This is a genomic window from Streptomyces noursei ATCC 11455 (genome assembly GCF_001704275.1).
Classification (GTDB): Bacteria; Actinomycetota; Actinomycetes; order Streptomycetales; family Streptomycetaceae; genus Streptomyces; species Streptomyces noursei.
In genome coordinates this window covers 5845165-5866025 of record NZ_CP011533.1, presented here as the reverse complement: position 1 = coordinate 5866025, position 20861 = coordinate 5845165, and the positions used below count along the sequence as shown (strand labels likewise).

The following is a 20861-nucleotide window of genomic DNA, read 5'->3' as shown; positions in this document are numbered from 1 at the left end:
CGACGGTCAGCGCGCGGCGCAGCGCGGACAGATGGCGCTGGAGAGGCGGCACAGGTCGACGTGCAGTCGCGCGGCTCCGCCGCCGAAGGCGCCCAGGAGGGTGGAGGCGGAGCGGCGCGTGGCCAGCGGGGCGTGCGGCAGCACGCCCGGCCTCTGCTCGCTCACTCCGCACACGACACGGTCAACCATGCGGTCATCGTATCGATTCCCGGTCCGGGTTCTGGAACCCCGTCTCAGGATCCGGTCGGCCGCCGCACACCAGGTGGGACGGGGCACCGGCCCGGTCCGCCGCACGTGCCGTGCCCGGGGGCGAATGCCCAGGTCACGGCCGCAGACCGGCTCCGGCATGAGGTCCGCCACGGGTCAGGCGTAGCTCTCGACTATCCGGACCTCTTCCTCGGTGACCTCGCCGTCCACGATCCGGAACGAGCGGAACTGGAAGGGGCCGGCGTCGTCGGCGTCGGCGGTGGAGACCAGGACGTAGTGCGCGCCGGGCTCGTTGGCGTAGGAGATGTCGGTGCGCGAGGGGTACGCCTCGGTGGCGGTGTGCGAGTGGTAGATGATCACCGGCTCCTCGTCCCGGTCGTCCATCTCGCGGTAGAGCTTGAGCAGGTCGGCGGAGTCGAACTCGTAGAACGTGGGCGAGCGGGCGGCGTTGAGCATCGGGATGAACCGCTCGGGCCGGCCGCTGCCGGCCGGGCCCGCGACCACGCCGCAGGCTTCGTCGGGGTGGTCCTGGCGGGCGTGCGCGACGATCTCGTCGTGCAGGGCCTTGGTGAGGGTCAGCATGCGGCCAAGGATAGGGAGGTGCGTGCGAAGCACTCCGGCAAGGGTGGTGGTGGGCGACGGGCGGGCAGGCCCGCGCGTACCGAAGAGTGGTACGCGCGGGCCCGAATGCTGGACAGCCGGTGGATTTCCCGCCGGGCGCCTCGAGGGTCAGCCCTTCTCGGCCGGCTCCACGGGGGTCAGCTGCGCGCTGTCCCGGCGCTTGATCGCCAGGTAGCCCACGGCCATGATGAGCGCCCACACGGGGGCCGCGTAGAGCGAGATCCGGGTGTCCGGGTCGATGCCCATCATCACGATCACCATGGCGATGAAGGCCAGCGCGAAGATCGAGGTGTAGGGGGCACCGGGGGCCTTGAACTCGGACTGCGGCAGCTCGCCGCGGTTCGCCTTGGCCCGGTAGCGCAGCTGCGAGAGCAGGATGACGATCCAGGCCCACATACCGGAGATGGTGGCGAAGGAGACGACGTAGTTGAACGCGTCACCGGGCCACTGGTAGTTGATGTAGACGCCGAACAGCATCAGGCCGACCGAGATGCCGGTGCCCCGGGTGGGCAGGCCGTTCTTGCTGAGCTTGGTGAAGAACTTCGGGCCCTGGCCGTTGAGCGCGAGGTCGCGCAGCATCCGGCCGGTGGAGTACATCCCGGAGTTGGCCGAGGAGAGCGCGGCGGTCAGCACGACGAAGTTGACGATGCCCGCGCCGGCCGGCAGGCCGATCTGCTGGAAGGCGGCGACGAAGGGGCTGACGCCCGGCTTGAAGACCGTCCAGCTGACGACGGACAGGATGATGATGAGCGCGCCGATGTAGAAGAGGCCGATCCGCCACGGCACGGTGTTGATCGCCTTGGGGAGGACCTTCTTCGGGTCGGTCGCCTCGCCCGCGGTGACGCCGACGAGTTCGACGGCGAGGAAGGCGAACATCACGATCTGGAGCGTCATCAGCGTGCCGCCGATGCCCTTGGGGAAGAAGCCGCCGTGGCTCCACAGCAGGCTGAACGACGCGGTGTCGCCGGCCTTGGAGAAGCCGAGGGTGATGACGCCGATGCCGATCAGGATCATGCCGATGATCGCGGTGACCTTGACCATCGAGAACCAGAATTCGAGTTCACCGAAGATCTTCACCGAGATCAGGTTGATACCGAAGAGCGCGACGGTGAAGACCAGTGCGGACACCCATTGGGGTATGCCCTCGTTCCAGTACTGGACATAGGTGGCCGCGGCGGTCACTTCGGTGATGCCGGTGACGACCCAGAAGAGCCAGTACGTCCAGCCCGTGACGAATCCGATGAACGGGCCGAGGAATTCCCGGCCGTACTCGGAGAACGAGCCGGAGACGGGCCGGTACATGAGCAGTTCGCCCAGGGCCCGCATGATGAGGAAGATGACCAGACCGACGATGGCGTACGCCAGGATGATGCTCGGTCCGGCCTTGGAAATGGCCTTGCCTGCTCCGAGGAACAGACCGGTACCGATGGCGCCACCAATGGCGATCATCTGGATCTGGCGATTGCCCAGACCCCGCTGGTAGCCCTCTTCGGGGGCTTCGCCAGCGGCCTCGTTGCCGTCGCGATTCTTGTCGACCTGCACAGAGGTCATGAGTGGTGCGCCTTTCTCCATACCGACCCGGTTCTTTCCGGATCGGGTCCCGATCCCCCCGGATGGAGTTCCTGCACGCCGACGGTCGGCCGGCTCAGCGCTCCCGCAGCGACAGGGGTGGCGTCGCTGACGGCAGGTCGAGAACTTTTATCACGGCTTGACGGAGATCGACCAGGGACGGCGTGAGCCGGCGCACAGGTAAATCAGGACAAAGGGCGAAATCTACAACACACCACACGGGTCCAGTAACGCGATCGTTATCCGGATTTGAGCATCCGCTGAGCGAACGCGGGGTAAAGGCCCGGCCGCCGTGCCCCCGTTCGCGCCGGAGCCGCCGGGCGGTCCGGCGGTCAGCCCGTCAGCGCCTCGACGAGCGTCTCCTGGAGCCCGCCCAGCCAGAAGTAGGCCAGCACCATCGGCTTGCGCGGATCGCTGTCCGGCAGCCGCAGCAGTTCCCCGCCGTCGTCCTCGTCGGTGACCTCCAGCCGGGTGCCGATGGCCAGCCGGAGGTCGTTGAGCGCGCCGAGCCACTGCCGGCACTCGTCCGGCTTGAGCCGCAGCACCGCCCCGCCCCCCTCGGCCGACAGCGCGTTCAGCGCATGGACCAGCGCCAGGGCGTCCGAGCGCTTGCGGTCCCGCAGGTCGTTCTCGGTGTAGCGGCGGAACTCGGCGGAGGCGGCGCGCACGTCGTCGTCCGGGACGAGGTCGGGGCCGCCGTAGGCGTCCGGGAAGAAGCGGGCGAGCACCGGATCGGACGGCGGCTCACTGGGGCCCTCGGCGAAGAGCGCGGCCAGCATGGCGTCCTCGTCGGTCCCGGCGGGCTCCTCCCCCGGGCCGATCAGCTCCAGGAGTTGGACGGCGAGGCTGCGCAGGATGGAGATCTCGGCCTCGTCGAGCGGGGCCGCCGCGCCGCCGCCGGGCAGCGGTTCGAACCGGCCGGTCATCCGCGGTCCTGCTGCAGGGTCGCCCACAGGCCGTAGCCGTGCATGGCCTGCACGTCGCGTTCCATTTCTTCCCGGGTGCCGCTGGAGACGACCGCGCGGCCTTTGTGGTGGACGTCGAGCATCAGCCGGTGCGCCTTGTCCTTGGTGTAGCCGAAGTACGTCTGGAAGACGTAGGAGACATAGCTCATGAGATTCACGGGGTCGTTGTGAACGATCGTGACCCACGGGACGTCGGGCTCCGGCACCGCGAAGGGGGCCTCACTGGTCTCCGGACGTTCGATCTCGACCGGCACGCTGAGGGTGCCGTGGTGTGGCCGGAGGGTGCTCATGGGTGACGGGTGGGCGCTCACAGGGCCCATGCTGCCACCAGCGGACGGCAGACGCACAAACGGCCCTGACGTGGGTCGCACCGGCGCGGCGCCGCGGGCCCCGAGGGTCACCCGCACCCACTATCGTCAAAGTGACGAGTATTGGGGGTAGCATCGTCCTCATGCCGCATCCCCCGGGGGACAACCCCCGGCCTTCCAGCCGGTGTCGGGTGTGGCGTATCGAATTGCGAGGTATGCCGAAGTGAACGTTGCAGACCTGGGGCTGCCGGTGGCCGTGCCGTCGACTGCGCTCTTCACCGACCAGTACGAACTCACCATGCTGCAGGCCGCGTTGCGGTCCGGCACCGCGGACCGGCGGTCGGTCTTCGAGGTCTTCACCCGGCGGCTGCCCGAGGGCCGCCGCTACGGCGTGGTGGCGGGCACCGGGCGGGTGCTGGACGCGGTGGAGAACTTCCGCTTCGACGACACCATCCTGGGCTTCCTGCGGGAGCGCGGCATCCTCGACGGGCCGACGCTGGACTGGCTGGCCGACTACCGCTTCCGGGGCGACATCTGGGGCTACCCGGAGGGCGAGGTCTACTTCCCCGGTTCGCCGATCATGCGCGTCGAGGGCACCTTCGCCGAGGCGGTGGTGCTGGAGACGGTGATCCTCTCGATCCTCAACCACGACTCGGCGGTGGCCGCGGCCGCCTCCCGGATGGCGGTGGCGGCCGGCGACCGCCCGCTGATGGAGATGGGCGCCCGGCGCACCCACGAGCTCTCCGCGGTGGCCGCGGCCCGCGCCGCGTACGTCGGCGGCTTCCACGTCACCTCCGACCTGGCGGCCGGCTTCCGCTACAACATCCCCACGGTCGGCACCAGCGCGCACGCCTTCACCCTGCTGCACGACAGCGAACGGGACGCCTTCACCGCGCAGGTGGAGACCCTGGGCAGCGGGACCACGCTGCTGGTGGACACCTTCGACGTCACCGAAGCGGTGCGCTCCGCCGTGGAGGTGGCCGGCCCCGGCCTGGGCGCGGTGCGGATCGACTCCGGCGACCTGCTGCTGATCGCGCACCGGGTGCGCCAGCAGCTGGACGAGCTGGGCGCGACCAAGACCAGGATCGTGGTCACCAGCGACCTGGACGAGTACGCCATCGCCTCGCTGGCCGCCGCGCCGGTGGACGCGTACGGGGTCGGCACCCAGCTGGTGACCGGCAGCGGGCACCCGACCTGCTCGATGGTCTACAAGCTGGTCGCGCGGGCGGACAGCAACGAGCCGGGCGCGCCGCTGCGGCCGGTGGCGAAGAAGTCGATGGGCGCCAAGTCCTCGGTCGGCGGCCGCAAGTGGGCGGCCCGCCGGCTGGACGAGGAGGGGGTGGCCGAGGCCGAGGTGGTCGGCACCGGCCCGGTGCCGGCCGAGTTGACCGACCGGCTGCTCCAGGTGCCGCTGGTCAGCGGCGGCAAGGTGGTGGCCCGGGAGCCGCTGGACGCGGCCCGGAGCCGGCACATCGCGGCCCGCGCCGGGCTGCCGCTGTCGGCCACCCAGCTGTCCCGCGGCGAGCCGGTGCTGCCCACCGAGTTCGTCTGAGCGACCCCCGCGGGCGGCGGCCGGCGGGCGGGTGCGGCGGGACCGCGCCCACCCCTCCCGCCGCGCGCCCTCAGTGGCTACCCTCGGTCACACCACGCCACGCGCCCCTTCGAACCCCAGCCGGAAGGCACGCACCATGCACCGGGCACTGATCGTCGTCGATGTACAGAACGACTTCTGCGAGGGCGGCAGCCTCGCGGTGGCGGGCGGCGCGGACGTCGCGGCGGCCATCACCGATCTGGTGGGCGCCGCGGCCGGCAGCGGCTACCGCCACGTCGTGGCCACCCGCGACCACCACGTCGATCCGGGCGACCACTTCTCCGACCGCCCCGACTACCGCGCGTCCTGGCCCGTGCACTGCGTGGCGGGCACCGAGGGCAGCGGCTTCCACCCGAACTTCGCGCCGGCCATCGCCTCCGGCGCGGTCGACGCGGTGTTCTCCAAGGGCGCCCACGCCGCCGCGTACAGCGGCTTCGAGGGCACGGACGAGCACGGCACCCCGCTCGCCCGCTGGCTGCGGGAGCGGGGCGTCACCGAGGTCGACGTGGTCGGGATCGCCACGGATCACTGCGTGCGGGCCACGGCGCTGGACGCCGTCCACGAGGGGTTCGCCACCCGGGTCCTGCTGGACCTGACGGCCGGGGTGGCCGCCGAGACCACCGAGCTGGCGCTCACGGAGCTGCGCGCGGCGGGCGCGGAGCTGAGCGGCAAGCCGGTGGTCGCCGGCGGCTGACGGACCCGTGTCGCGGCCTGGCGGCCGCTCGTCCTCACACGCCGGACGGGCTGGGAGCGCCCTGGCGCAGCAGGGCGCGTATCGGGTGCCAGGACTCGGTGTCGTCGTCGGGGGCCTCGCGCCAGACCAGGCCGTCGGGGTGGTGCAGCACCGCGGTGATCTCGTCGGGCGTCGGCGGCTCGGTGTTGCCGCGCAGGTAGACGGCCCGCAGTCCGAGGTTGCGCAGCCTGGTCAGGGCGCGCTGGCGGTTCACCGCGTGAACCAGGACCCGGATGCGGCAGCCGCCGTCGTACGGCCCGCAGAGCGGTCCGTGGTCCGGTCTGGGCAGTGAGAGGGCTACCACCACGCTTCCGCCCGGAAGCCTGATGAAGCCGCCTCTGGTCATCGTCATATCTCCCCCGTGAGACTCGGCGTCAACAAGGAACTGTAGGACGCATCTAAACGCCTATCGGCCGCCGCCCGCTAGGGGGCGACGGCCGACAACGCTTTGACCTGCGACTTTTACTTTCTACTTACCCGCAGGGCCCACCGTGAGGATCACCGTGGAGCCGTCGCCGGCCTCCTTGGCGATCGCGATCTTGGTGTTGGTGTCAGGAACGATCACCCCGCCGGTCGGGTTCGCCTTGTCGTAGTAGACGCCGTGGCGGTCGTCGAAGACCCGCACCCCGGGCTTGGACTTGATCTTCACCGTGGCGCCGTCCTTGTGGAGCGTGAGGGCGTCCGTCCGGGCGCCGGTGAAGGTCGCGTCGTAGGTCTGGAAGCGGTTGCGCATCAGGGTGCCGTCGGCCCAGCGCTCGGCCGCCGGGTGCGCGTCGACCGGGAGGATCCGCCCGACGCCGGGGTGCACGCCGACGTTGTTGTCCCGCTGCGAGGTGTCCCAGAGCCAGATCAGCACGCCGTTCTGGAACGGGAAGTGCTCGACCCAGCCCGGCCGGGTGCTCTTCCAACCGAAGTTGTACGGGCCGGACTTGAGGGTCTTGTCGTAGGAGACGTACTGGCGGTTCTCGGCGAGGTAGTACTGCGGGTAGTCCTTGGTGAAGGACGCGCCGATCCGCGAGAAGCCCTTGCTGGTCCAGCCGTTGTCGCCGTGCTCGGCGTCGTCGGTGAACAGCGGGGCGCCGTCGGCGGTGAGGGTCAGGGCGTCGGCGGTGAAGCCCTTCTGCGCGACGCCGCCGTCGGTCTGGTAGCGGAAGCGCAGGCCGATCTTCTTGCCGGCGTAGGCGTCCAGCGGGAAGGCCAGGTCCTGCGGGGCGGTGACGGTGCCGGTCAGCGCGGGCTTGCCGGACGCGTCGCGCGGGAGGGCCGCGCCGTTCGCGGTGCCGTCCAGGGGCGTCCAGTTGGCGCCGCCGTCCGTGGAGACCTCGACATAGGCGTAGTCGTAGTCCTTCTCGGTGTCCCACCATCCCTTGAGGGTGAGCGCCGCGTGGGACTTGCCGGTGAGGTCCACCGTCCGGGTCAGGGTGTTGGAGAGGTCGTCGCCCATGCCGCTCCACCACTGCGTGGCGCCCTCGGCGGGCTTGACGATCTCGGTGGTGACCTTCTTCGCGGGCAGGTCGACGACGAGTGCCTGCTTGTTCCTGGTGTTGTACTCGGCGACGCCCAGGGTGTGCCGGGACGGCGTGGCGGCCTTGGCGGTGGCGTAGTTGAGCCAGCCCAGCTGGAGCTTGTCCCAGGCGCTCATGTCGCCGGGCAGGTCGCCGATGGCGTCCTTGCCGCGGCCGAGCCAGGAGCCGGCGGACATCAACGACCAGAAGTCCACCGAGGATTCGCCCTTGCCGGTGGTGTCGTACTCGTCCGGCAGGCCCAGGTCGTGGCCGTACTCGTGGGCGAAGACGCCGAGTCCGCCGTTCTCCGGCTGCATGGTGTAGTCGCCGACCCAGAAGCCGGTGTCGCCGATCTGGGTGCCGCCGGCCTTGTTGCCCGCGGGGCCCGTCTTGCCGGCGTCGGTGCCGTACGCGTACCAGCGGTGCGCCCAGATGGCGTCGGTCTTCTGGGCGCCGCCGCCGGCCGACTCGTCCTCACCGGCGTGCACGATCTGGAAGTGATCGAGGTAGCCGTCCGGCTCGTTGAAGTTGCCGTTGTGGTTGTAGTCGTTGCGGTCCCACTGGTCGTACTGCGCCAGGTCCGCCTTGATCTGGGCGTCGGTGCGGCCCTTGGCCTTCTGGTCGGCGACCCACTGGTTGACCGCGTCGCGGATCAGGTCCCAGGCGCTGGGGCAGTTGGTGGAGCCGCAGTAGTTGGAGCCGTAGCGGGCCTCGTTCCACGGGACCCGGACCCAGTCGGATACCTGGCCGTCGACGGAGTAGCGGCCCGAGGACTGCTTCTCGTAGTACTTGGCCAGCGACTCCTTCTTCTTGTCGTGCGAGAAGTAGAGGTCCTGGTAGTGCTGCCGGTTGTAATCCGCCTGCCAGGCCGTGCTGTTGTCGTTGGCGCGGTCCGGCTTGGCGATCTGGTTGTGCGCCGGGCCGGGGGTGCCGCCGTACTTCTTGACCGGGGGCAGCGGGCCGTCGCCGTCCGGGTCGTACATCGTGGTGTCGTCGACCTTGTCGCCGAAGTCCACGAGGATGGTGAAGATCTTGTCGGTCTTCTCCCGGGCCAGTTCGACGTACTTGCCCTTGCCGAGCTTGACGACCTTGGAGCCGCCGCGCTCGGTCGCCTTGGCGTCGCCGGATATGACCTGCTGGAGCGCCTCGGTGCGCTGCGCCCGCTGGCGGTCGCTGAACGGGCCCTTGAGGTCGTGGGCGTCGGCGCGTTCGGGGGCCGGGTCCTGGCGGACGGCGGAGGCGGCAGGTCGGGTGGTGTCGGCCGCGGCCACCCCGGTCGAGAGAACGGCCGCCCCGGTAGCGGCGATTGCCGTGGCCAGGGCGGCCGTTCCGAACAGTCTTCGGTGGTGTCTCACTTGGCGAAGTCCTCCCCAGTAACTGGCCAATACTGGAGGGCATTCGACCGGATGTGGGGAAGAAAAGACAGATCTTGACGTGTGTGTGCACGCCCAAGTACGTTATCCGGCTTGGTTTTCACAGGTATCGGACAGCGGACTCATAGCTTCCGGATCACCGGAAGACCCCGGGCCCCGCGCGGGTGGATATGCCCCAGGGGCATGCGCCCCCGCTGTCAGCAGGCGGGATGCTCCCCGGGGCGCCTTGTCGGAAGGATCCGCGACCGGCCCGTGCGCCCCCGTGCTCCGGACCGGTGGGTTAGGTCACGCTTACCCAGCGCTCCCCTCGGGCACAAGGGATCGTAGGCTCGTTCGGCGGCGCGCCGCCGAACGCCCGCTCCCCCTGCCGACCCTCCGAGGACGGATTCCGCCATGCCTCGTCCGACCGCCACCCAGCTCGTCTACGGTTCGGCAACCGTCTTTCTCTCCACCCTCGCGATGCTGCTGCTCTCGCAGACGCAGACCGGGATCGGGGTCGCGGTCATCGCCCTGGCCGGCCTCGGGCTCGGGTTGCTGGTCGCGATGACCGCGCCCATTCCGAGGATGTCGCGGGTGGTGCGGCGGGGCGGCGGGACCCCCGAGGCCCCCGCGCCGCTGCGGGCCGTGCCGCCCCCGGCCGAGCAGCTGCCGCGGCAGCGGACCGGGGCGCGGGTCGGCGAGCGCACCCGCTGACCCGCGCCCATCTGACGCAGCGTCAATTCCCTTGCCCGCGAACGGGATCTCGCCCGCGACCGGGATCAGTCCGTGGCGACCACCACGGTCCGGGCCGCCTTGTCGTGCAGGCAGTGTTGATAGGGCTTATCCCAGGTGCACCACAACACGTTGACCAGCCAGAAGATGAAGCCGCAGCACGGGACGATCTCCGGCAGGGTGTAGACCGCGGCCCGGGTCCAACCGGCCTGCGCGGTCGGGATCGAGCCGTCGGAGAGCATCGCGACCCGGATCTTCATCGCCATCTTGCCGACCGTCTGACCGCGGCTGGTCAGCATCAGCCCCTCGTAGATCAGATACGCCAGCATCGTCACGCCGGACACCGTCGCCTGCTTGCTGGTCTCCACGCTGCTGGTGCTGAAGTAGTCCACCCAGCCGACGATCGCATTCATGATCAGGGTGACCGGGACGCCGATGAGGAGCGCGTCGATGATCCGGGCCACCAGCCGCTTGCCGCGGTTGGCCAGCGGCGGCATCCCGGCCAGCGGGTCGGCGCCGTACTCCCCCGCGCCATAGGGACCGCCCGCCGAGGGCCCGCCGTACGGGCCGCCGCCGTGGGACGGCGGGGGTCCGGCACCCGGGGGCGGCGGGGGCGGTGGGCCGCCAGGGGGCGGCGGGCCGCCCGACGGAGGGCCGCCCGGTGGTGGGGTGCCGCCGGGGGGCGGGGCGCCAGCGCCCGGGCCGGCGCCGTACGGGGAGCCGTTGCGCGGAGCGCCACCCGCCGGGGGCTCCTGCGGCTGCTTCAGGAACGGGTCGTTCTCCGGCGGTTCACCGGGGCCGGGCCGGGGCTGGTCGGTACTCATGGCCCGAGTCGACCCCTTGCCGGCGGGCCCCGCATCCGGCGACGTCCGATCGGGGTACCCGGGCCGTCAGGGCGGGTGACGCCCCGGGGAACGACCGGGTGACGGTCAGTCGGACGCCGCGTCCGAGGCGATGAAGGTGCGGGCCAGCTTGTCGTGCCAGCACTGCCGCCACGGCTTGTCGAACACGCACCACAGGGCGTTGACCACGCCGATCACCAGGATCCCGAGCACGCCGTAGACCAGCCAGCGCTTGATGGCCTGCGCCAGCACCGGGGTGTCGTGGCTCTCGATGTCCAGCACCCGGACGCCGCAGAGCTTCTTGCCCAGCGTGCGGCCCCACTTGAGGGTCGGCAGCACCTCGTAGAGGCCGCCGCCGATCAGGACGACCGCCAGGATCGCGAGGAAGACCGGCGCGGTGGTGCCGTCGACCAGATACACCGTCACCTGGCGGCCGGACTGCTTGGCCGCCTCGACCTTGGCGTCGATGTGGCCGGTGACCGTGGACCACAGCGGCAGCGCCACCGCGAGGGTGATCAGCGCCAGCACCACGGTGTCGATCAGCCGGGCGGCCAACCGGCGGCCGAGCGGCGCCGGATGGCCCTGCGCGGCCTGCGCCGCGGCGAAGAAGACGTCGGAGGACGGCGGCTTCCAGGGGATGACGCCGTCGTCGCCGGTGGCGGCGCCGCCCTGCGGCGGGAGACCGGTCGCGGGCGCCGGGGCGGCCGGCTGCTGTTGCGCGGCGGGGGGCTGCTGCACGGCAGGGGGCTGCTGCGCGGCAGGGGGCTGCTGCGCGGCAGGGGGCTGCTGCGCGGCCGGCGGCTGGGCCGCCTGCGGGGCCGGCTGCTGCGCGGCCGGCGCCCCGGTGGCGGGCAGGGACCGGGGGGCGCCGCCGGCCGGGCCGGACGTGGACCGGTCGTCCGCCGGCAGCCGGAAGGCCATCGTCTCGTTCTTGGGGGCGGGTTGGCCGCCCTCGCCGGCGTCCGGCCGGACGGCGCGGAAGGCGGTGGTGCCCTGGTCCCCGGCGGGTGCCTTCCCGGGCGGGTTCCCGGGCCGCACCGCGCGGATCGCGGTCGTCCCCTGATCGCCGGAACCGCGGCGGCCCGCCGGGTTGACGGCGCGGATGGTGACCGTCCCGTCGGCCGGGGCGTCCGGCGCCGGGGCGGGCGCGTCACCGGCCGCGGCGGGGTCGCCCTCCGCGGCGCGCTGCGGCGGGAGGTTGGCCCAGGAGGCGCCGCCGGCCGGCGTGCCGGCGGGGGCCTGACCGGGCGCGCCCCAGGAGATCCGGGCTTCCTCGCCGAAGCCGGACTGCCGGGAGGCGTCGGCGTGCCAGGACGTCGCCCCTTCCGGGCCGGCGCCGTGCAGCCGCGCCGGGTCGTCCCAACTCGCGCCGGGGGCCTGGCCGTCGCCGTGCGGGCGGACGGCCCGGGCCCCGGAGCCGGCCGGGTCCGCCTCGTCCAGGAACACCGGGCCGGTCTCCTCGACGGCGGCGGGCGCGGGGGACGCCGGGGCCGTGCCGGGCGGCGGCGCCGGCATCGGCTCACCCTCGGCGGGGGCCGGGCGGCTGGTGCCCGGCACCCACGCGGCACCGTTCCAGTACCGGATGTAGCCGGGGATGGACGGGTCCGGGTAGAAGCCTGGCGTGGGGCTGCCGCCGGCGGATCCTGAGGTAGGGGCGCTCATGTCCGAAGTCCCGTATCTGTTCTCGGCCTGGTGGGTGTCGGGGTGCAGTCTGCCGCAACGCGGCGTCCACATCTATCAGACCCCGGGTCGTAACCGTGTTCCTCCCCTGCCCCGGCAGCCACCGGGAACTCCCGGAAAAAAGTTCTCCGAAGTCGTGTAAGAGTCCGGCCGCCGGCCGCTCTCTCCCGGTGCGGGCCCGCGCAGGGCCCCGCGCAGGGAGCCGGAGAGAGGCGGAGAACGATGCACACCGTGGTGGAACGAGAGTTGGAACTGAACATGGTCCTGTCGCCGGAGCGAAGCATTCCGGTACCGGCCCGACTCACCTACCGGACGGATGACCCCTATGCCGTCCACGTCACCTTCCACGTCGGGTCGGACGCCCCCGTGCACTGGACGTTCGCCCGCGAACTGCTCGTCGAGGGCGTGTTCCGGCCCTCCGGCGAGGGCGACGTACGGGTCTGGCCGACGAAGCTGGACGGCCGCAGCCTGGTCTGCATGGCGCTGACCTCGCCGGACGGCGACGCACTGCTGGAGGCGCCGGCCGCCGCGGTGTCGGCCTGGCTGGAGCGCTCCCTGCGGATCGTGCCGCCGGGCTCGGAGAGCACGCACCTGGGCATCGACAAAGGGCTGAGCGCGCTGTTCGCGCTGGCCTCCCGGGACGACGCCGGGCCGAACGGACCCTGGCCGGCGGACGACGCCCAGGAGCCAGGGGCGTAGACGGTGGTGTCGCACTCCCCCCGGTACGCCTCCCGGTGCCGGCCCCGCCCGGCGGCCGGCACCCGTTCAGTCGCCGCGGTACGTCTCCAGCAGCCGCAGCCAGATCTCGCTGATCGTCGGATAGGCGGGGACCGCGTGCCAGAGGCGTTCGACGGGCACCTCCGCGGCGACCGCGACGGTGGCCGAGTGCAGCAGTTCGCCGACGCCCGGCCCGACGAAGGTGACGCCCAGCAGCACCTCGCGGTCCAGGTCGACGACCATCCGGGCGCGCCCGCGATAGCCGTCGGCGTACAGGGACGCACCGGCCACCGCGCCCAGGTCGTGGTCGACGACGCGGATCCGGTGCCCGGCCCGTTCGGCCTCGGCGGCGCTGAGGCCCACCGCCGCGGCCTCGGGGTCGCTGAAGACGACCTGGGGGACGGCGTGCCGGTCCGCGGAGGCGCTGTGCGCGCCCCAGCGGTCGGACTCCAGGATCGGCACCCCGCGGGCCCGCGCGGCGATCGCGGCGCCGGCGATCCGGGCCTGGTATTTGCCCTGATGGGTGAGGAGGGCACGGTGGTTGACGTCGCCGGCGCCGTAGAGCCAGCCGCCGGGCACACCGGTGGCCCGCAGGGTGTCGTCCACCTCCAGCCAGCCGCCCGGCGTCAGACCGACGGTCTCCAGACCCAGGTCCTCGGTGCGCGGCGCGCGGCCCGTCGCGATCAGCAGCTCGTCGGCGACGATCTCGTCCCCGGGACCCAGTACGACGGTGACCGGCCCACCCGGCGCCTCCCGGCGCACCTCGCGCACCTCCGTGCCGGTCCGCAGGAACACCCCGGCCTCGGCCAGCGACTCGGCGACCAGATGCCCGACGAACGGCTCCATCCGGGGCAGCAGCCCGTCACCGCGCACCAGCAGCGTCACCGAGGCGCCCAGCGCGCGCCAGGCGGTCGCCATCTCGACGCCCACCACCCCGCCGCCGACGATCACCAGCCGGCCCGGCACCGTCTTGGAGCTGGTGGCGTCGCGACTGGTCCACGGCTTGGCCTCGGCCAGCCCGGGGACGTCCGGCAGCACCGGGCGGCTGCCGGTGCACACCGCGACCGCGTGCCGGGCGATCAGCGTCCGCCCGCCGTCGACGGTCACCCGCCGCGGCCCGGCGAGCCGTCCCCGTCCGCGTACGAGGTCGATCCCGGCGGAGTCCAGCCAGCGGACCTGCCCGTCGTCCTTCCAGTAGGAGGCGAACGCGTCGCGGTGGGCGAGGACGGCGGGGGCGTCCAGCGGTCCGGCCACCGCGTCCTTCAGCCCCGGCACCCGGCTCGCCTCGGAGCGGGCGGTGACCGGGCGCAGCAGGGCCTTGCTGGGCATGCACGCCCAGTAGGAGCACTCCCCGCCGACGAGTTCGTGCTCCACCAGCACCGCGCTCAGACCGGCGGCGTGCACCCGGTCGGCGAGGTTCTCACCGGTCGGCCCGCCGCCCAGCACGATGACGTCGTAGGTGTCGGGCGCGGCCCGGTCGCCGCCGGCCGGCCCCCCTCCGCCGGCCGTTTCCGTGCCGTCGGTCGCTTCGCTCGCTCGGTTCGCTGCCATCGACGCTCGCTCCCTGCCGCGCATGGGGTGGGCCGGGGTCCCACGGCCCTATCGGCCATCCTCTTCCCGGTGCGGGCTCACCGCATCCGGCGTTCGACGGCTTCCTTCGCCTCCGCCAGCCCCGCGTCGGTCACCTCGCGGTAGACCTTGATCGCGTGGACCGTCTTGCCCTTCGCCAGCAGGGCGTCGACCTCGGCCATCCGCGGGTCCTCGACCTCCTCCATCCCGAGGTGGGCCATCAGCCGGTCCACCTTCTGCTCCAGTCGCGCCATCCGCCGCTCCAGCGGCTTCGTACGGCGGTCGGTGGCGGAGGCGAGCACCGCGAGGGCGAGCACGAAGAGGGCGAGGGCGCTGAAAGTAGTGTCCATGCCAGGAAGCCTACGGTCCCTGACCTGGGCGAAGGACCGCCCGCCTCTCCCCCGCCGCCACCACACCCCGACACCCGTGAAAATCAACGGACTTGGTGATCTAAGGTCGTTCCTCATCGATGTCCGAACGGGGGACCCAGGGATGGACGACCACACGACGCACGACGTCCGCACGACGGACCACGACCACGCGGCGGACCACGACCACGCCACGGACCACGACTACCTGGCGGGCGGACACGCCCCGGAGGGCTCGCCCGCCCACCGGCTCCACCTCTGGATCGCGCGCCTGCACGACCTCATGACCCTCTTCTACGAGCAGTTCATGCACGAGGGCTGGGAGCACGAGTACACCGCCGGTTCGCTGCCGGAGCTGGAAGCGGCGATGCTCGACTTCTGCTCGCACGACGACGGCCGGGACGACGGCAACGCGCTGTACGTCGAGGCCGTCGCGGCCTACCTGGGCGAGACCCTGCTGGAGGAGGCGGGCGGGCGCTGGGACTGGGACGCGACCGCGGGCACCGACGGGCTGCCCGTCGTCCGCCCGGACCCGGCCCTCGCCCTGCCGCCGGTCGTGCCGCTGCTCGTCGTCGGCCAGGCGCTGCGCGAGAGGTCGGGGCAGGTCCTCGCCACGGCGGTGCGGCTGCTGCGGGCGGCGGTCCGGGACCGGCAGCGGGAGCATCCGGAGTGGTGGCCGCGGCGGGTCCGCACACCGTGGGTGCATGCCGGCGCGGTCATCTCGTCCTGCCACGCCGCGGAGCGCTGGCGCAACCAGCGCATGGTCGACTACCTGCACTGGTGGGCCGAGGAGGCCGGCGGCCGGGAGCGCTGGCTCTTCGCCCCCGCGTCCCTGGACGCCCTGCAGGCGCTGCTGCGCAAGCACTTCCGGACGGTCGAGGACTACGACCGGGTCGCGGACGAACGGTTCTGGATCATGGCCGCCTGGTACGTGGGCCACTACGTCGTCGAGAAGAAGGACGCGCTGTGGCAGTACCGCGGGGTCGACCCCGACGCCCCGCCCGGCACCCCGCACGCGGCGGACGACCCCTGGACCGGCAGCTTCTTCGTCAGCCAGCGGCTCCGCCACGACGGCCACGCCGAACACCCGGGGGCGATGCTGCGCGAGGCCGTCGCCGGCAGGGACCTGCACGAGATCGTGGCCCGCTTCCCCGATCCCCGCCCGCACGGCGAGTACGCCGAGGCGCCGCCCTGGCCCGAGGCCCTGTGGCCGCAGGCCCGCCCGGAACACCTGGCGACGCCCGCCCTGCCGCCCCTCACCGAGGCCGAGTTGGCGGCGCTGACCGCGGCCGACGACCTCGCGGGGCCCGACTGGCACGACAACCACCGGCTCCGCACCTGGCTGGCCGAACGCCGCGCCGCCTTCCCCGCCTGGGCCGACGCGGCGGGCGGCGGAACCGCGGCCTGGGACTTCTCCCCCGAGTCCCTCGACCGCCTCGAAACCCTGGTGCGCGAACGCTTCGCCACCTACGAGGAGATGGTGGCCGCGAAGGCCGACCCGTTCCTGGTCGGCGCCGCCTGGTACTTCGGCGAGGTCCAGGTCGCCGAGTGCGGCGCCCTGTGGCGGTGCCACCCGAAGCCCCCCGAGAACCCCGACGACACCTACGCCGTCCCGATGGTGCAGGCCCCCGAACCCGCCCCCGACGAGGACGCGGACGAGGACGAGGACTGGGAAGACGACGAGGAGGACGAGGACTACGTCCACATCTGCGACCCGGCGGGCGAACTCCGCGCCCTCCTGCTGCGCGGCCCGGAGAACCACCTACGGGACGCGCTGGAGCACTACGCCTGAGGGCCGCCCGCTCAGGCCAGCGGCTGGGTGAACCGGATGCGGTTGCCGAACGGGTCGCGCAGACCGCAGTCGGTTCCGTACGGGCGCTCGGTGGGCTCCTCGGTGAACTCGACGCCCCGGCCCAGCAGCGTCTCGTAGGTCTTGCGGCAGTCGTCCGTGGTGAAGATGAGCCAGCCGCCCATCGCCCCCTTGGTCACCAACTCCCGCACCTGCTCCGCCGTTTCCTCGGACATCGCGGGAGCGCCAGGCTTCTCCAGCAGGATCTGGCGCTCCGGGTGTCCGGGGACGCTGACGGTCAGCCAGCGCATGAAGCCCAGCTCGACGTCGGCGGCGACCTCCAGGCCGAGCTTGCCCACGTAGAAGTCGAGGGCCTCGTCCTGGTCCAGGACGTATATCTGCGATTGCGTGATGGCGTTGAACATGGGGATCACGCTACTGAGCACGCCGGACGAATACTTATCCAAAACTGCTCAGTCGGCGGACGGTGCGGAACTCGGCCGCATCCACGCCATCGCGAAGCACGTGGGGACGCCCGTGGCCGGCGTCTCCTTGCGGTACGTCCGCGGCGACCGGCCCACGATGTCGCGGAACGTCCGGCTGAAGGTCCCCGGACTGCCGAAGCCCACCTCGAAGCAGATGTCCGTCACGCTGCGGTCCGTCTCCCGCAGCAGGAACATCGCCCGCTCGACCCGGCGACGCTGGAGGTAGCGGTGCGGCGTCTCGCCGAACGTGGCCCGGAAGGTGCGCGTGAAGTGCGCCTCCGACACATGCGCGATCCGCGCCAGGGCCGGCACGTCCAACGGCTGCGCATAGGCATGGTCCATGGCGTCCCGCGCCCGCAGCATGCGGCGATTGCTGTCCTCTACGGCCCGACTCACGACACCATCGAAGGGAACACCCCACCCTTGACGGCCCCGACGAACGAAGCCCAACCCGCCTCCGGGAAAACCACCACCGGACCGTGCGGAACCTTGCTGTCACGCACCGGAACGACGCCGGGGATATCGGGGGCCACCTCGATGCAGTTGCCGCCGTTGTCGCCGCTGTAGCTGCTCTTGACCCACGTCGCCGAGTTGAACTCGTGCCTGTCCACGGTGTCCGTACCCTTCCATCGCTTCTTCGATCAGCGCGGCAGAATCCGGGGCTGACAGAGCGTCCGCCCTGAGCACATCATAGGTCTGGCTGTGACGCCCGTAGACGGCTGGATCGTCGTTGAAATGGCCACGGTCCAGTGATTCCGAGTAGACCCACTCACACCCGTCCGCCAGCTTGATCAATGACATGGAAGTGTTGGGGCGAACGAGATCGGCACGGCCGGCTGGGGCGATCTGCACCCGGACGTTGGGGAGTTTCCCCACGACCAACAGGTGTGCGCACTGGCCGTACATCACCGCCGGGTCACCCACGACGTTGCGCAAACAGCTTTCGTCCAACACAACCAGGTAGAGAGGGCCGTCCGGGGCGAGGAACCGTTGCTGTCGGCTGAGTCGCGCCCTGACGCGCTCGGTCACGTCGTCACCATGCGCGACTCGGGAGAACAATGCACATGCGTAGTCCTCCGTCTGCAATAGCCCCGGCATGACCTGAGACTGGTATTCGCGCAGGACGACCGCCACCGCGTCCATATCGGCCCGACGCTGGAACCAATCAGGGTGCGCGACCTCGGGGTACCAGTCGATCCTCCCCCACAGCCTCTTCAACACCCCACCCGTGCCCAGTAATTCGTCGCACTTCTCGGCGGAGGTCTCGTGTGGGACGCGCGTTCCGCGCTCGACCCTGGCCACCTGCGACCGGTCGCACGGGATCTTCCGCGCCAGCTCCTCCTGGGTGAGTCCGGCCGCCTCCCGGAAGTGCTTCAACACCTCCCCGAACACCGCGGCGTTGGTGGCTGCCGTTCCCCCTGTGGCATTGCGTCGGCTCACGCATCCCCCTTTGTGACAGTCGGCAAGTGGCACGCGTCAGGCATTGCACCCCGGAACTCCGCAGAGCAACGCTGTACCCACCCAACGTAACGGGTTGGGTGCGGAACGACGGGCCACTCGCACAAGACCCCCGCGACCGTGCGACCGGTCCGGGGGCATGGCCACCAACTTCAGGGAGTTGACGACACGATGAACCGTATCGCGAGCTTGCTCACGCCGCTGCTGCGGCTGTTATTTCCGGCCGGTGGGCGGCATCGGGCCGCCGGCCAGGTCCATCCGGCCGTCGCGTCGCACGGCGGGGCCCGGCCGGCGGCGGTCGCGCCGCTCCGGGGACGCGTCCAACCGCTGGCACCGCTGCGCGGCGAGGACGTTCACCTCGTCCGGCCGTACGTGCTCAGCACGGCGGAGCGCGAACAGCGCCGGGAACGGCGGGAACGGCGGTCGCGGCGCGGGCGGCGGCGGGTGCTGTGGCTCGCGGCGCACGGCGTCGAGATCCCTCCGCGCGAGCTCCGCGGGATGGAGGTGGCCGCATGACGGAGCACGCCGACGGCAGGCCACGGCTGTTGCCCTGGACGACCGCGAACGGCAACCCGTGCTTCCTGTTCCCCGGCGACGGGACCGGGTACGTCTCCCGTCTCGCCGACCGCATGGAGGCCGAGCAGCTCGGCTTCGCCGCCGTCCTCATCGAGGAGGCGGAGCGGGTGCTGTCCGGCCGGGCCTGGACCGCGGGGGAACTTCAGCTGCTCACCGTGCGGTTGAAGGACTCGCTGGTCGTCGTCCATCGGGTCGCGGAGAGCCGGGGAGCCCGGCTGCCGGTGCCCGACGACGACCCCGACGAGGCCGGTGAGCCCAGTGAACCCACGACCCCGTCGGGCCCGGCGAGCCCTAGAACAGCTTCCCGGGGTTGAGGATCCCCAGCGGGTCGAAGACCTGCTTGATGCCGCGGTGCAGGGCCACGCCGTCGGGGCCGAGTTCGCGGGCCAGCCAGTCCTTCTTCAGGACGCCGACGCCGTGTTCGCCGGTGATGGTGCCGCCCAGGTGGAGGCCGAGCGCCATGATCTCGTCGAAGGACTCGCGGGCGCGCCGCTCCTCGTCCGGGTCGGCCGGGTCGAAGCAGACCAGCGGGTGGGTGTTGCCGTCGCCGGCGTGCGCGCAGACGCCGATGGTCAGGTCGTACTTCTCGGCGATGGCGGCGGCGCCCGCCAGCATCGTGGCGAGCTGGGAGCGCGGCACGCAGACGTCGTCGATGAGCATCGCGGGCTTGATCCGCTCCAGGGCGGTGAAGGCCAACCGGCGGGCCTGGAGCAGGAGTTCGGACTCCGCGTCGTCGTCGGCGGGGACGACCTGGGTGGCGCCGGCCGCCTCGCACAGCGCCCCGACCGCGGCGAGGTCGGCGGCCGGGTCGGGGGTGTCGAAGGCGGCCAGCAGCAGCACCTCGGTGGTCTCCGGCAGGCCCATCCGGGCCATGGCGTTGACCGCGCGGACGGTGGTGCGGTCCATCAGCTCCAGGAGGGAGGGAGTGTGGCCGTCGGCCATGATCGCGCAGACCGCCTCGCCGGCCGCCGTCACCGAGTCGAACTCGGCGACCAGGGCGAGCTGTCGGGGCGGGGCGGGCTTCAGTGCCAGGGTGGCGCGGACGACGACGCCGAGGCTGCCCTCGGAGCCCACGAAGAGGCGGGTGAGGTCGTAGCCGGCGACGCCCTTGGCGGTGCGGCGGCCGGTCCTGATCAGCCGGCCGTCGGCGAGGACCACCTCCAGGCCGAGCACGTACTCGGCGGTGACGCCGTACTTCACGCAGCACAGGCCGCCGGCGGCGGTGCCGATGTTGCCGCCGATGGTGCACGACTCCCAACTGGAGGGGTCCGGCGGGTAGTAGAGGCCGTGCTCGTCGACGGCACGGGACAGAACGGCGTTGATGACGCCCGGCTCGACGACCGCGATCCGGTCGACGGGGTTGATTTCGAGGATGCGGTCCATCTTGACGAGGGAGAGCACTATGCAGCCGTCGACGGCGTTGGCGGCGCCGGAGACCCCGGTCCGCGCGCCCTGGGGGACGACCGGGACGCGCAGTTCGGTCGCCGTCCGCATCACGTGCTGGACCTGCTCGACGGTGCGCGGCAGCACGACCACGGCGGGGGCGCCCGCGTCGCAGAAGTTGGCCATGTCCCGGGCGTAGGAACCGGTGACGTCGGGGTCGGTGAGCAGCGCTTCCGCCGGGAGCCCGGCGCTCAGGCGTTCGATGAGGTCCATGGTTTCAGCCTGCCATGGGGCCAGCGCGCAGCGCTGTCTTCTGGGGGTGGAGGTCGGGCGACGGGCGGGCAGGCCGTACGCGGAAGATCGTGTACGGCCCACGGGGGGGGTGCGGCTCGGCCGGTAGGACGGCACCGG

General features: G+C 71.8%; 23 protein-coding genes. 7 read left to right on the top strand and 16 right to left on the bottom strand.

Features of this window, described 5'->3' with window-relative positions; genetic code table 11:
* Positions 1 to 6 precede the first annotated feature (6 nt).
* The 5 genes from SNOUR_RS24885 to clpS form a co-directional block, all read right to left on the bottom strand.
* Positions 7 to 189, bottom strand: coding sequence for a putative leader peptide (locus SNOUR_RS24885; RefSeq protein WP_067358720.1), 183 nt, complete (start codon positions 187 to 189; stop codon positions 7 to 9).
* A 174-nt stretch (positions 190 to 363) separates the two neighbouring features.
* Positions 364 to 789 (bottom strand): M67 family metallopeptidase, encoded by a 426-nt coding sequence (locus tag SNOUR_RS24880; RefSeq protein WP_067351077.1) that lies wholly within the window; start codon positions 787 to 789, stop codon positions 364 to 366.
* Between the two features lie 147 nt (positions 790 to 936).
* Positions 937 to 2379 carry an amino acid permease gene (locus tag SNOUR_RS24875; protein ID WP_067351074.1) on the bottom strand — a complete coding sequence of 481 codons (1443 nt, stop codon included), beginning with the start codon at positions 2377 to 2379 and terminating at the stop codon, positions 937 to 939.
* Positions 2380 to 2729: 350 nt separating this feature from the next.
* Positions 2730 to 3323: a DUF2017 domain-containing protein gene (locus tag SNOUR_RS24870; protein ID WP_039636080.1), complete on the bottom strand. Its 594-nt coding sequence runs from the start codon at positions 3321 to 3323 to the stop codon at positions 2730 to 2732.
* Complete coding sequence (gene clpS, locus SNOUR_RS24865; protein ID WP_067351071.1) at positions 3320 to 3652, bottom strand: ATP-dependent Clp protease adapter ClpS; 333 nt, start codon at positions 3650 to 3652, stop codon at positions 3320 to 3322. The genes SNOUR_RS24870 and clpS overlap by 4 nt, the downstream gene beginning before the upstream one ends.
* A gap of 241 nt (positions 3653 to 3893) precedes the next feature.
* Here clpS and SNOUR_RS24860 point away from each other — a divergent pair, with 241 nt between their 5' ends.
* Positions 3894 to 5222 carry a nicotinate phosphoribosyltransferase gene (locus SNOUR_RS24860; protein ID WP_067351068.1) on the top strand — a complete coding sequence of 443 codons (1329 nt, stop codon included), beginning with the start codon at positions 3894 to 3896 and terminating at the stop codon, positions 5220 to 5222.
* Positions 5223 to 5358: 136 nt separating this feature from the next.
* Positions 5359 to 5955 (top strand): isochorismatase family protein, encoded by a 597-nt coding sequence (locus tag SNOUR_RS24855; protein WP_067351064.1) that lies wholly within the window; start codon positions 5359 to 5361, stop codon positions 5953 to 5955.
* A 34-nt stretch (positions 5956 to 5989) separates the two neighbouring features.
* Here SNOUR_RS24855 and SNOUR_RS24850 read toward each other — a convergent pair whose 3' ends face one another.
* Both SNOUR_RS24850 and SNOUR_RS24845 read right to left on the bottom strand, forming a co-directional pair.
* Positions 5990 to 6346 (bottom strand): hypothetical protein, encoded by a 357-nt coding sequence (locus SNOUR_RS24850; RefSeq protein WP_067351061.1) that lies wholly within the window; start codon positions 6344 to 6346, stop codon positions 5990 to 5992.
* A 117-nt stretch (positions 6347 to 6463) separates the two neighbouring features.
* A complete protein-coding gene (locus SNOUR_RS24845) occupies positions 6464 to 8854 on the bottom strand; it encodes an immune inhibitor A domain-containing protein (RefSeq protein ID WP_067351058.1) in 2391 nt (796 codons plus the stop codon).
* A gap of 411 nt (positions 8855 to 9265) precedes the next feature.
* Here SNOUR_RS24845 and SNOUR_RS47505 point away from each other — a divergent pair, with 411 nt between their 5' ends.
* Positions 9266 to 9565, top strand: a complete 300-nt coding sequence (locus tag SNOUR_RS47505) for a hypothetical protein (RefSeq protein WP_067351055.1) — start codon at positions 9266 to 9268, stop codon at positions 9563 to 9565.
* A gap of 65 nt (positions 9566 to 9630) precedes the next feature.
* Here SNOUR_RS47505 and SNOUR_RS24835 read toward each other — a convergent pair whose 3' ends face one another.
* A complete protein-coding gene (locus tag SNOUR_RS24835; protein ID WP_067351052.1) occupies positions 9631 to 10407 on the bottom strand; it encodes an RDD family protein in 777 nt (258 codons plus the stop codon).
* Positions 10408 to 10512: 105 nt separating this feature from the next.
* Positions 10513 to 12087, bottom strand: coding sequence for an RDD family protein (locus SNOUR_RS24830; RefSeq protein WP_067358718.1), 1575 nt, complete (start codon positions 12085 to 12087; stop codon positions 10513 to 10515).
* 240 nt (positions 12088 to 12327) lie between these two features.
* Here SNOUR_RS24830 and SNOUR_RS24825 point away from each other — a divergent pair, with 240 nt between their 5' ends.
* Positions 12328 to 12804, top strand: a complete 477-nt coding sequence (locus SNOUR_RS24825; RefSeq protein ID WP_067351050.1) for an SsgA family sporulation/cell division regulator — start codon at positions 12328 to 12330, stop codon at positions 12802 to 12804.
* A gap of 66 nt (positions 12805 to 12870) precedes the next feature.
* Here SNOUR_RS24825 and SNOUR_RS24820 read toward each other — a convergent pair whose 3' ends face one another.
* Positions 12871 to 14373, bottom strand: coding sequence for a dihydrolipoyl dehydrogenase family protein (locus SNOUR_RS24820; protein ID WP_079142868.1), 1503 nt, complete (start codon positions 14371 to 14373; stop codon positions 12871 to 12873).
* 77 nt (positions 14374 to 14450) lie between these two features.
* Positions 14451 to 14741, bottom strand: a complete 291-nt coding sequence (locus SNOUR_RS24815; protein WP_067351047.1) for a hypothetical protein — start codon at positions 14739 to 14741, stop codon at positions 14451 to 14453.
* A 142-nt stretch (positions 14742 to 14883) separates the two neighbouring features.
* Between SNOUR_RS24815 and SNOUR_RS24810 the strand changes: the two genes are divergently transcribed.
* Positions 14884 to 16551, top strand: coding sequence for a hypothetical protein (locus SNOUR_RS24810; RefSeq protein ID WP_067351045.1), 1668 nt, complete (start codon positions 14884 to 14886; stop codon positions 16549 to 16551).
* A gap of 11 nt (positions 16552 to 16562) precedes the next feature.
* Here SNOUR_RS24810 and SNOUR_RS24805 read toward each other — a convergent pair whose 3' ends face one another.
* From SNOUR_RS24805 to SNOUR_RS24795, 4 genes are read right to left on the bottom strand one after another with little or no spacing between them, the layout of a single operon-like run.
* Positions 16563 to 16973, bottom strand: a complete 411-nt coding sequence (locus SNOUR_RS24805; protein WP_039641541.1) for a VOC family protein — start codon at positions 16971 to 16973, stop codon at positions 16563 to 16565.
* Between the two features lie 48 nt (positions 16974 to 17021).
* Entirely contained in the window at positions 17022 to 17429 is a 408-nt protein-coding gene (locus SNOUR_RS24800) for a helix-turn-helix domain-containing protein (RefSeq protein ID WP_312633563.1), read from the bottom strand.
* Entirely contained in the window at positions 17426 to 17566 is a 141-nt protein-coding gene (locus tag SNOUR_RS48465; protein WP_312633561.1) for a DUF397 domain-containing protein, read from the bottom strand. The genes SNOUR_RS24800 and SNOUR_RS48465 overlap by 4 nt, the downstream gene beginning before the upstream one ends.
* Positions 17529 to 18473 (bottom strand): helix-turn-helix domain-containing protein, encoded by a 945-nt coding sequence (locus tag SNOUR_RS24795; protein WP_167739067.1) that lies wholly within the window; start codon positions 18471 to 18473, stop codon positions 17529 to 17531. Before SNOUR_RS24795 ends, SNOUR_RS48465 begins: the two co-directional genes overlap by 38 nt.
* Positions 18474 to 18662: 189 nt before the next feature.
* On the opposite strand from SNOUR_RS24795, the gene SNOUR_RS24790 reads away from it, so the two are divergent.
* On the top strand, positions 18663 to 19007 hold the full coding sequence (locus tag SNOUR_RS24790; protein ID WP_079142867.1) for a hypothetical protein: 345 nt from the start codon (positions 18663 to 18665) through the stop codon (positions 19005 to 19007).
* Positions 19004 to 19381 (top strand): hypothetical protein, encoded by a 378-nt coding sequence (locus SNOUR_RS24785; protein ID WP_067351037.1) that lies wholly within the window; start codon positions 19004 to 19006, stop codon positions 19379 to 19381. The genes SNOUR_RS24790 and SNOUR_RS24785 overlap by 4 nt, the downstream gene beginning before the upstream one ends.
* Here SNOUR_RS24785 and SNOUR_RS24780 read toward each other — a convergent pair.
* Complete coding sequence (locus SNOUR_RS24780) at positions 19359 to 20723, bottom strand: FAD-binding oxidoreductase (RefSeq protein ID WP_067351034.1); 1365 nt, start codon at positions 20721 to 20723, stop codon at positions 19359 to 19361. The two genes, SNOUR_RS24785 and SNOUR_RS24780, sit on opposite strands and share 23 nt — an antisense overlap.
* Positions 20724 to 20861: the final 138 nt, after the last annotated feature.

What these genes read in the sequence shown, in the direction of transcription:
- SNOUR_RS24885 (WP_067358720.1), bottom strand. Translation starts at nt 189, where the DNA reads ATGGTTGACCGTGTCGTGTGCGGAGTGAGCGAGCAGAGGCCGGGCGTG.
- SNOUR_RS24880 (WP_067351077.1), bottom strand. Translation starts at nt 789, where the DNA reads ATGCTGACCCTCACCAAGGCCCTGCACGACGAGATCGTCGCGCACGCC.
- SNOUR_RS24875 (WP_067351074.1), bottom strand. Translation starts at nt 2,379, where the DNA reads ATGACCTCTGTGCAGGTCGACAAGAATCGCGACGGCAACGAGGCCGCT.
- SNOUR_RS24870 (WP_039636080.1), bottom strand. Translation starts at nt 3,323, where the DNA reads ATGACCGGCCGGTTCGAACCGCTGCCCGGCGGCGGCGCGGCGGCCCCG.
- clpS (WP_067351071.1), bottom strand. Translation starts at nt 3,652, where the DNA reads ATGAGCACCCTCCGGCCACACCACGGCACCCTCAGCGTGCCGGTCGAG.
- SNOUR_RS24855 (WP_067351064.1), top strand. Translation starts at nt 5,359, where the DNA reads ATGCACCGGGCACTGATCGTCGTCGATGTACAGAACGACTTCTGCGAG.
- SNOUR_RS24850 (WP_067351061.1), bottom strand. Translation starts at nt 6,346, where the DNA reads ATGACGATGACCAGAGGCGGCTTCATCAGGCTTCCGGGCGGAAGCGTG.
- SNOUR_RS47505 (WP_067351055.1), top strand. Translation starts at nt 9,266, where the DNA reads ATGCCTCGTCCGACCGCCACCCAGCTCGTCTACGGTTCGGCAACCGTC.
- SNOUR_RS24835 (WP_067351052.1), bottom strand. Translation starts at nt 10,407, where the DNA reads ATGAGTACCGACCAGCCCCGGCCCGGCCCCGGTGAACCGCCGGAGAAC.
- SNOUR_RS24830 (WP_067358718.1), bottom strand. Translation starts at nt 12,087, where the DNA reads ATGAGCGCCCCTACCTCAGGATCCGCCGGCGGCAGCCCCACGCCAGGC.
- SNOUR_RS24825 (WP_067351050.1), top strand. Translation starts at nt 12,328, where the DNA reads ATGCACACCGTGGTGGAACGAGAGTTGGAACTGAACATGGTCCTGTCG.
- SNOUR_RS24820 (WP_079142868.1), bottom strand. Translation starts at nt 14,373, where the DNA reads ATGGCAGCGAACCGAGCGAGCGAAGCGACCGACGGCACGGAAACGGCC.
- SNOUR_RS24815 (WP_067351047.1), bottom strand. Translation starts at nt 14,741, where the DNA reads ATGGACACTACTTTCAGCGCCCTCGCCCTCTTCGTGCTCGCCCTCGCG.
- SNOUR_RS24810 (WP_067351045.1), top strand. Translation starts at nt 14,884, where the DNA reads ATGGACGACCACACGACGCACGACGTCCGCACGACGGACCACGACCAC.
- SNOUR_RS24805 (WP_039641541.1), bottom strand. Translation starts at nt 16,973, where the DNA reads ATGTTCAACGCCATCACGCAATCGCAGATATACGTCCTGGACCAGGAC.
- SNOUR_RS24790 (WP_079142867.1), top strand. Translation starts at nt 18,663, where the DNA reads ATGAACCGTATCGCGAGCTTGCTCACGCCGCTGCTGCGGCTGTTATTT.
- SNOUR_RS24785 (WP_067351037.1), top strand. Translation starts at nt 19,004, where the DNA reads ATGACGGAGCACGCCGACGGCAGGCCACGGCTGTTGCCCTGGACGACC.
- SNOUR_RS24780 (WP_067351034.1), bottom strand. Translation starts at nt 20,723, where the DNA reads ATGGACCTCATCGAACGCCTGAGCGCCGGGCTCCCGGCGGAAGCGCTG.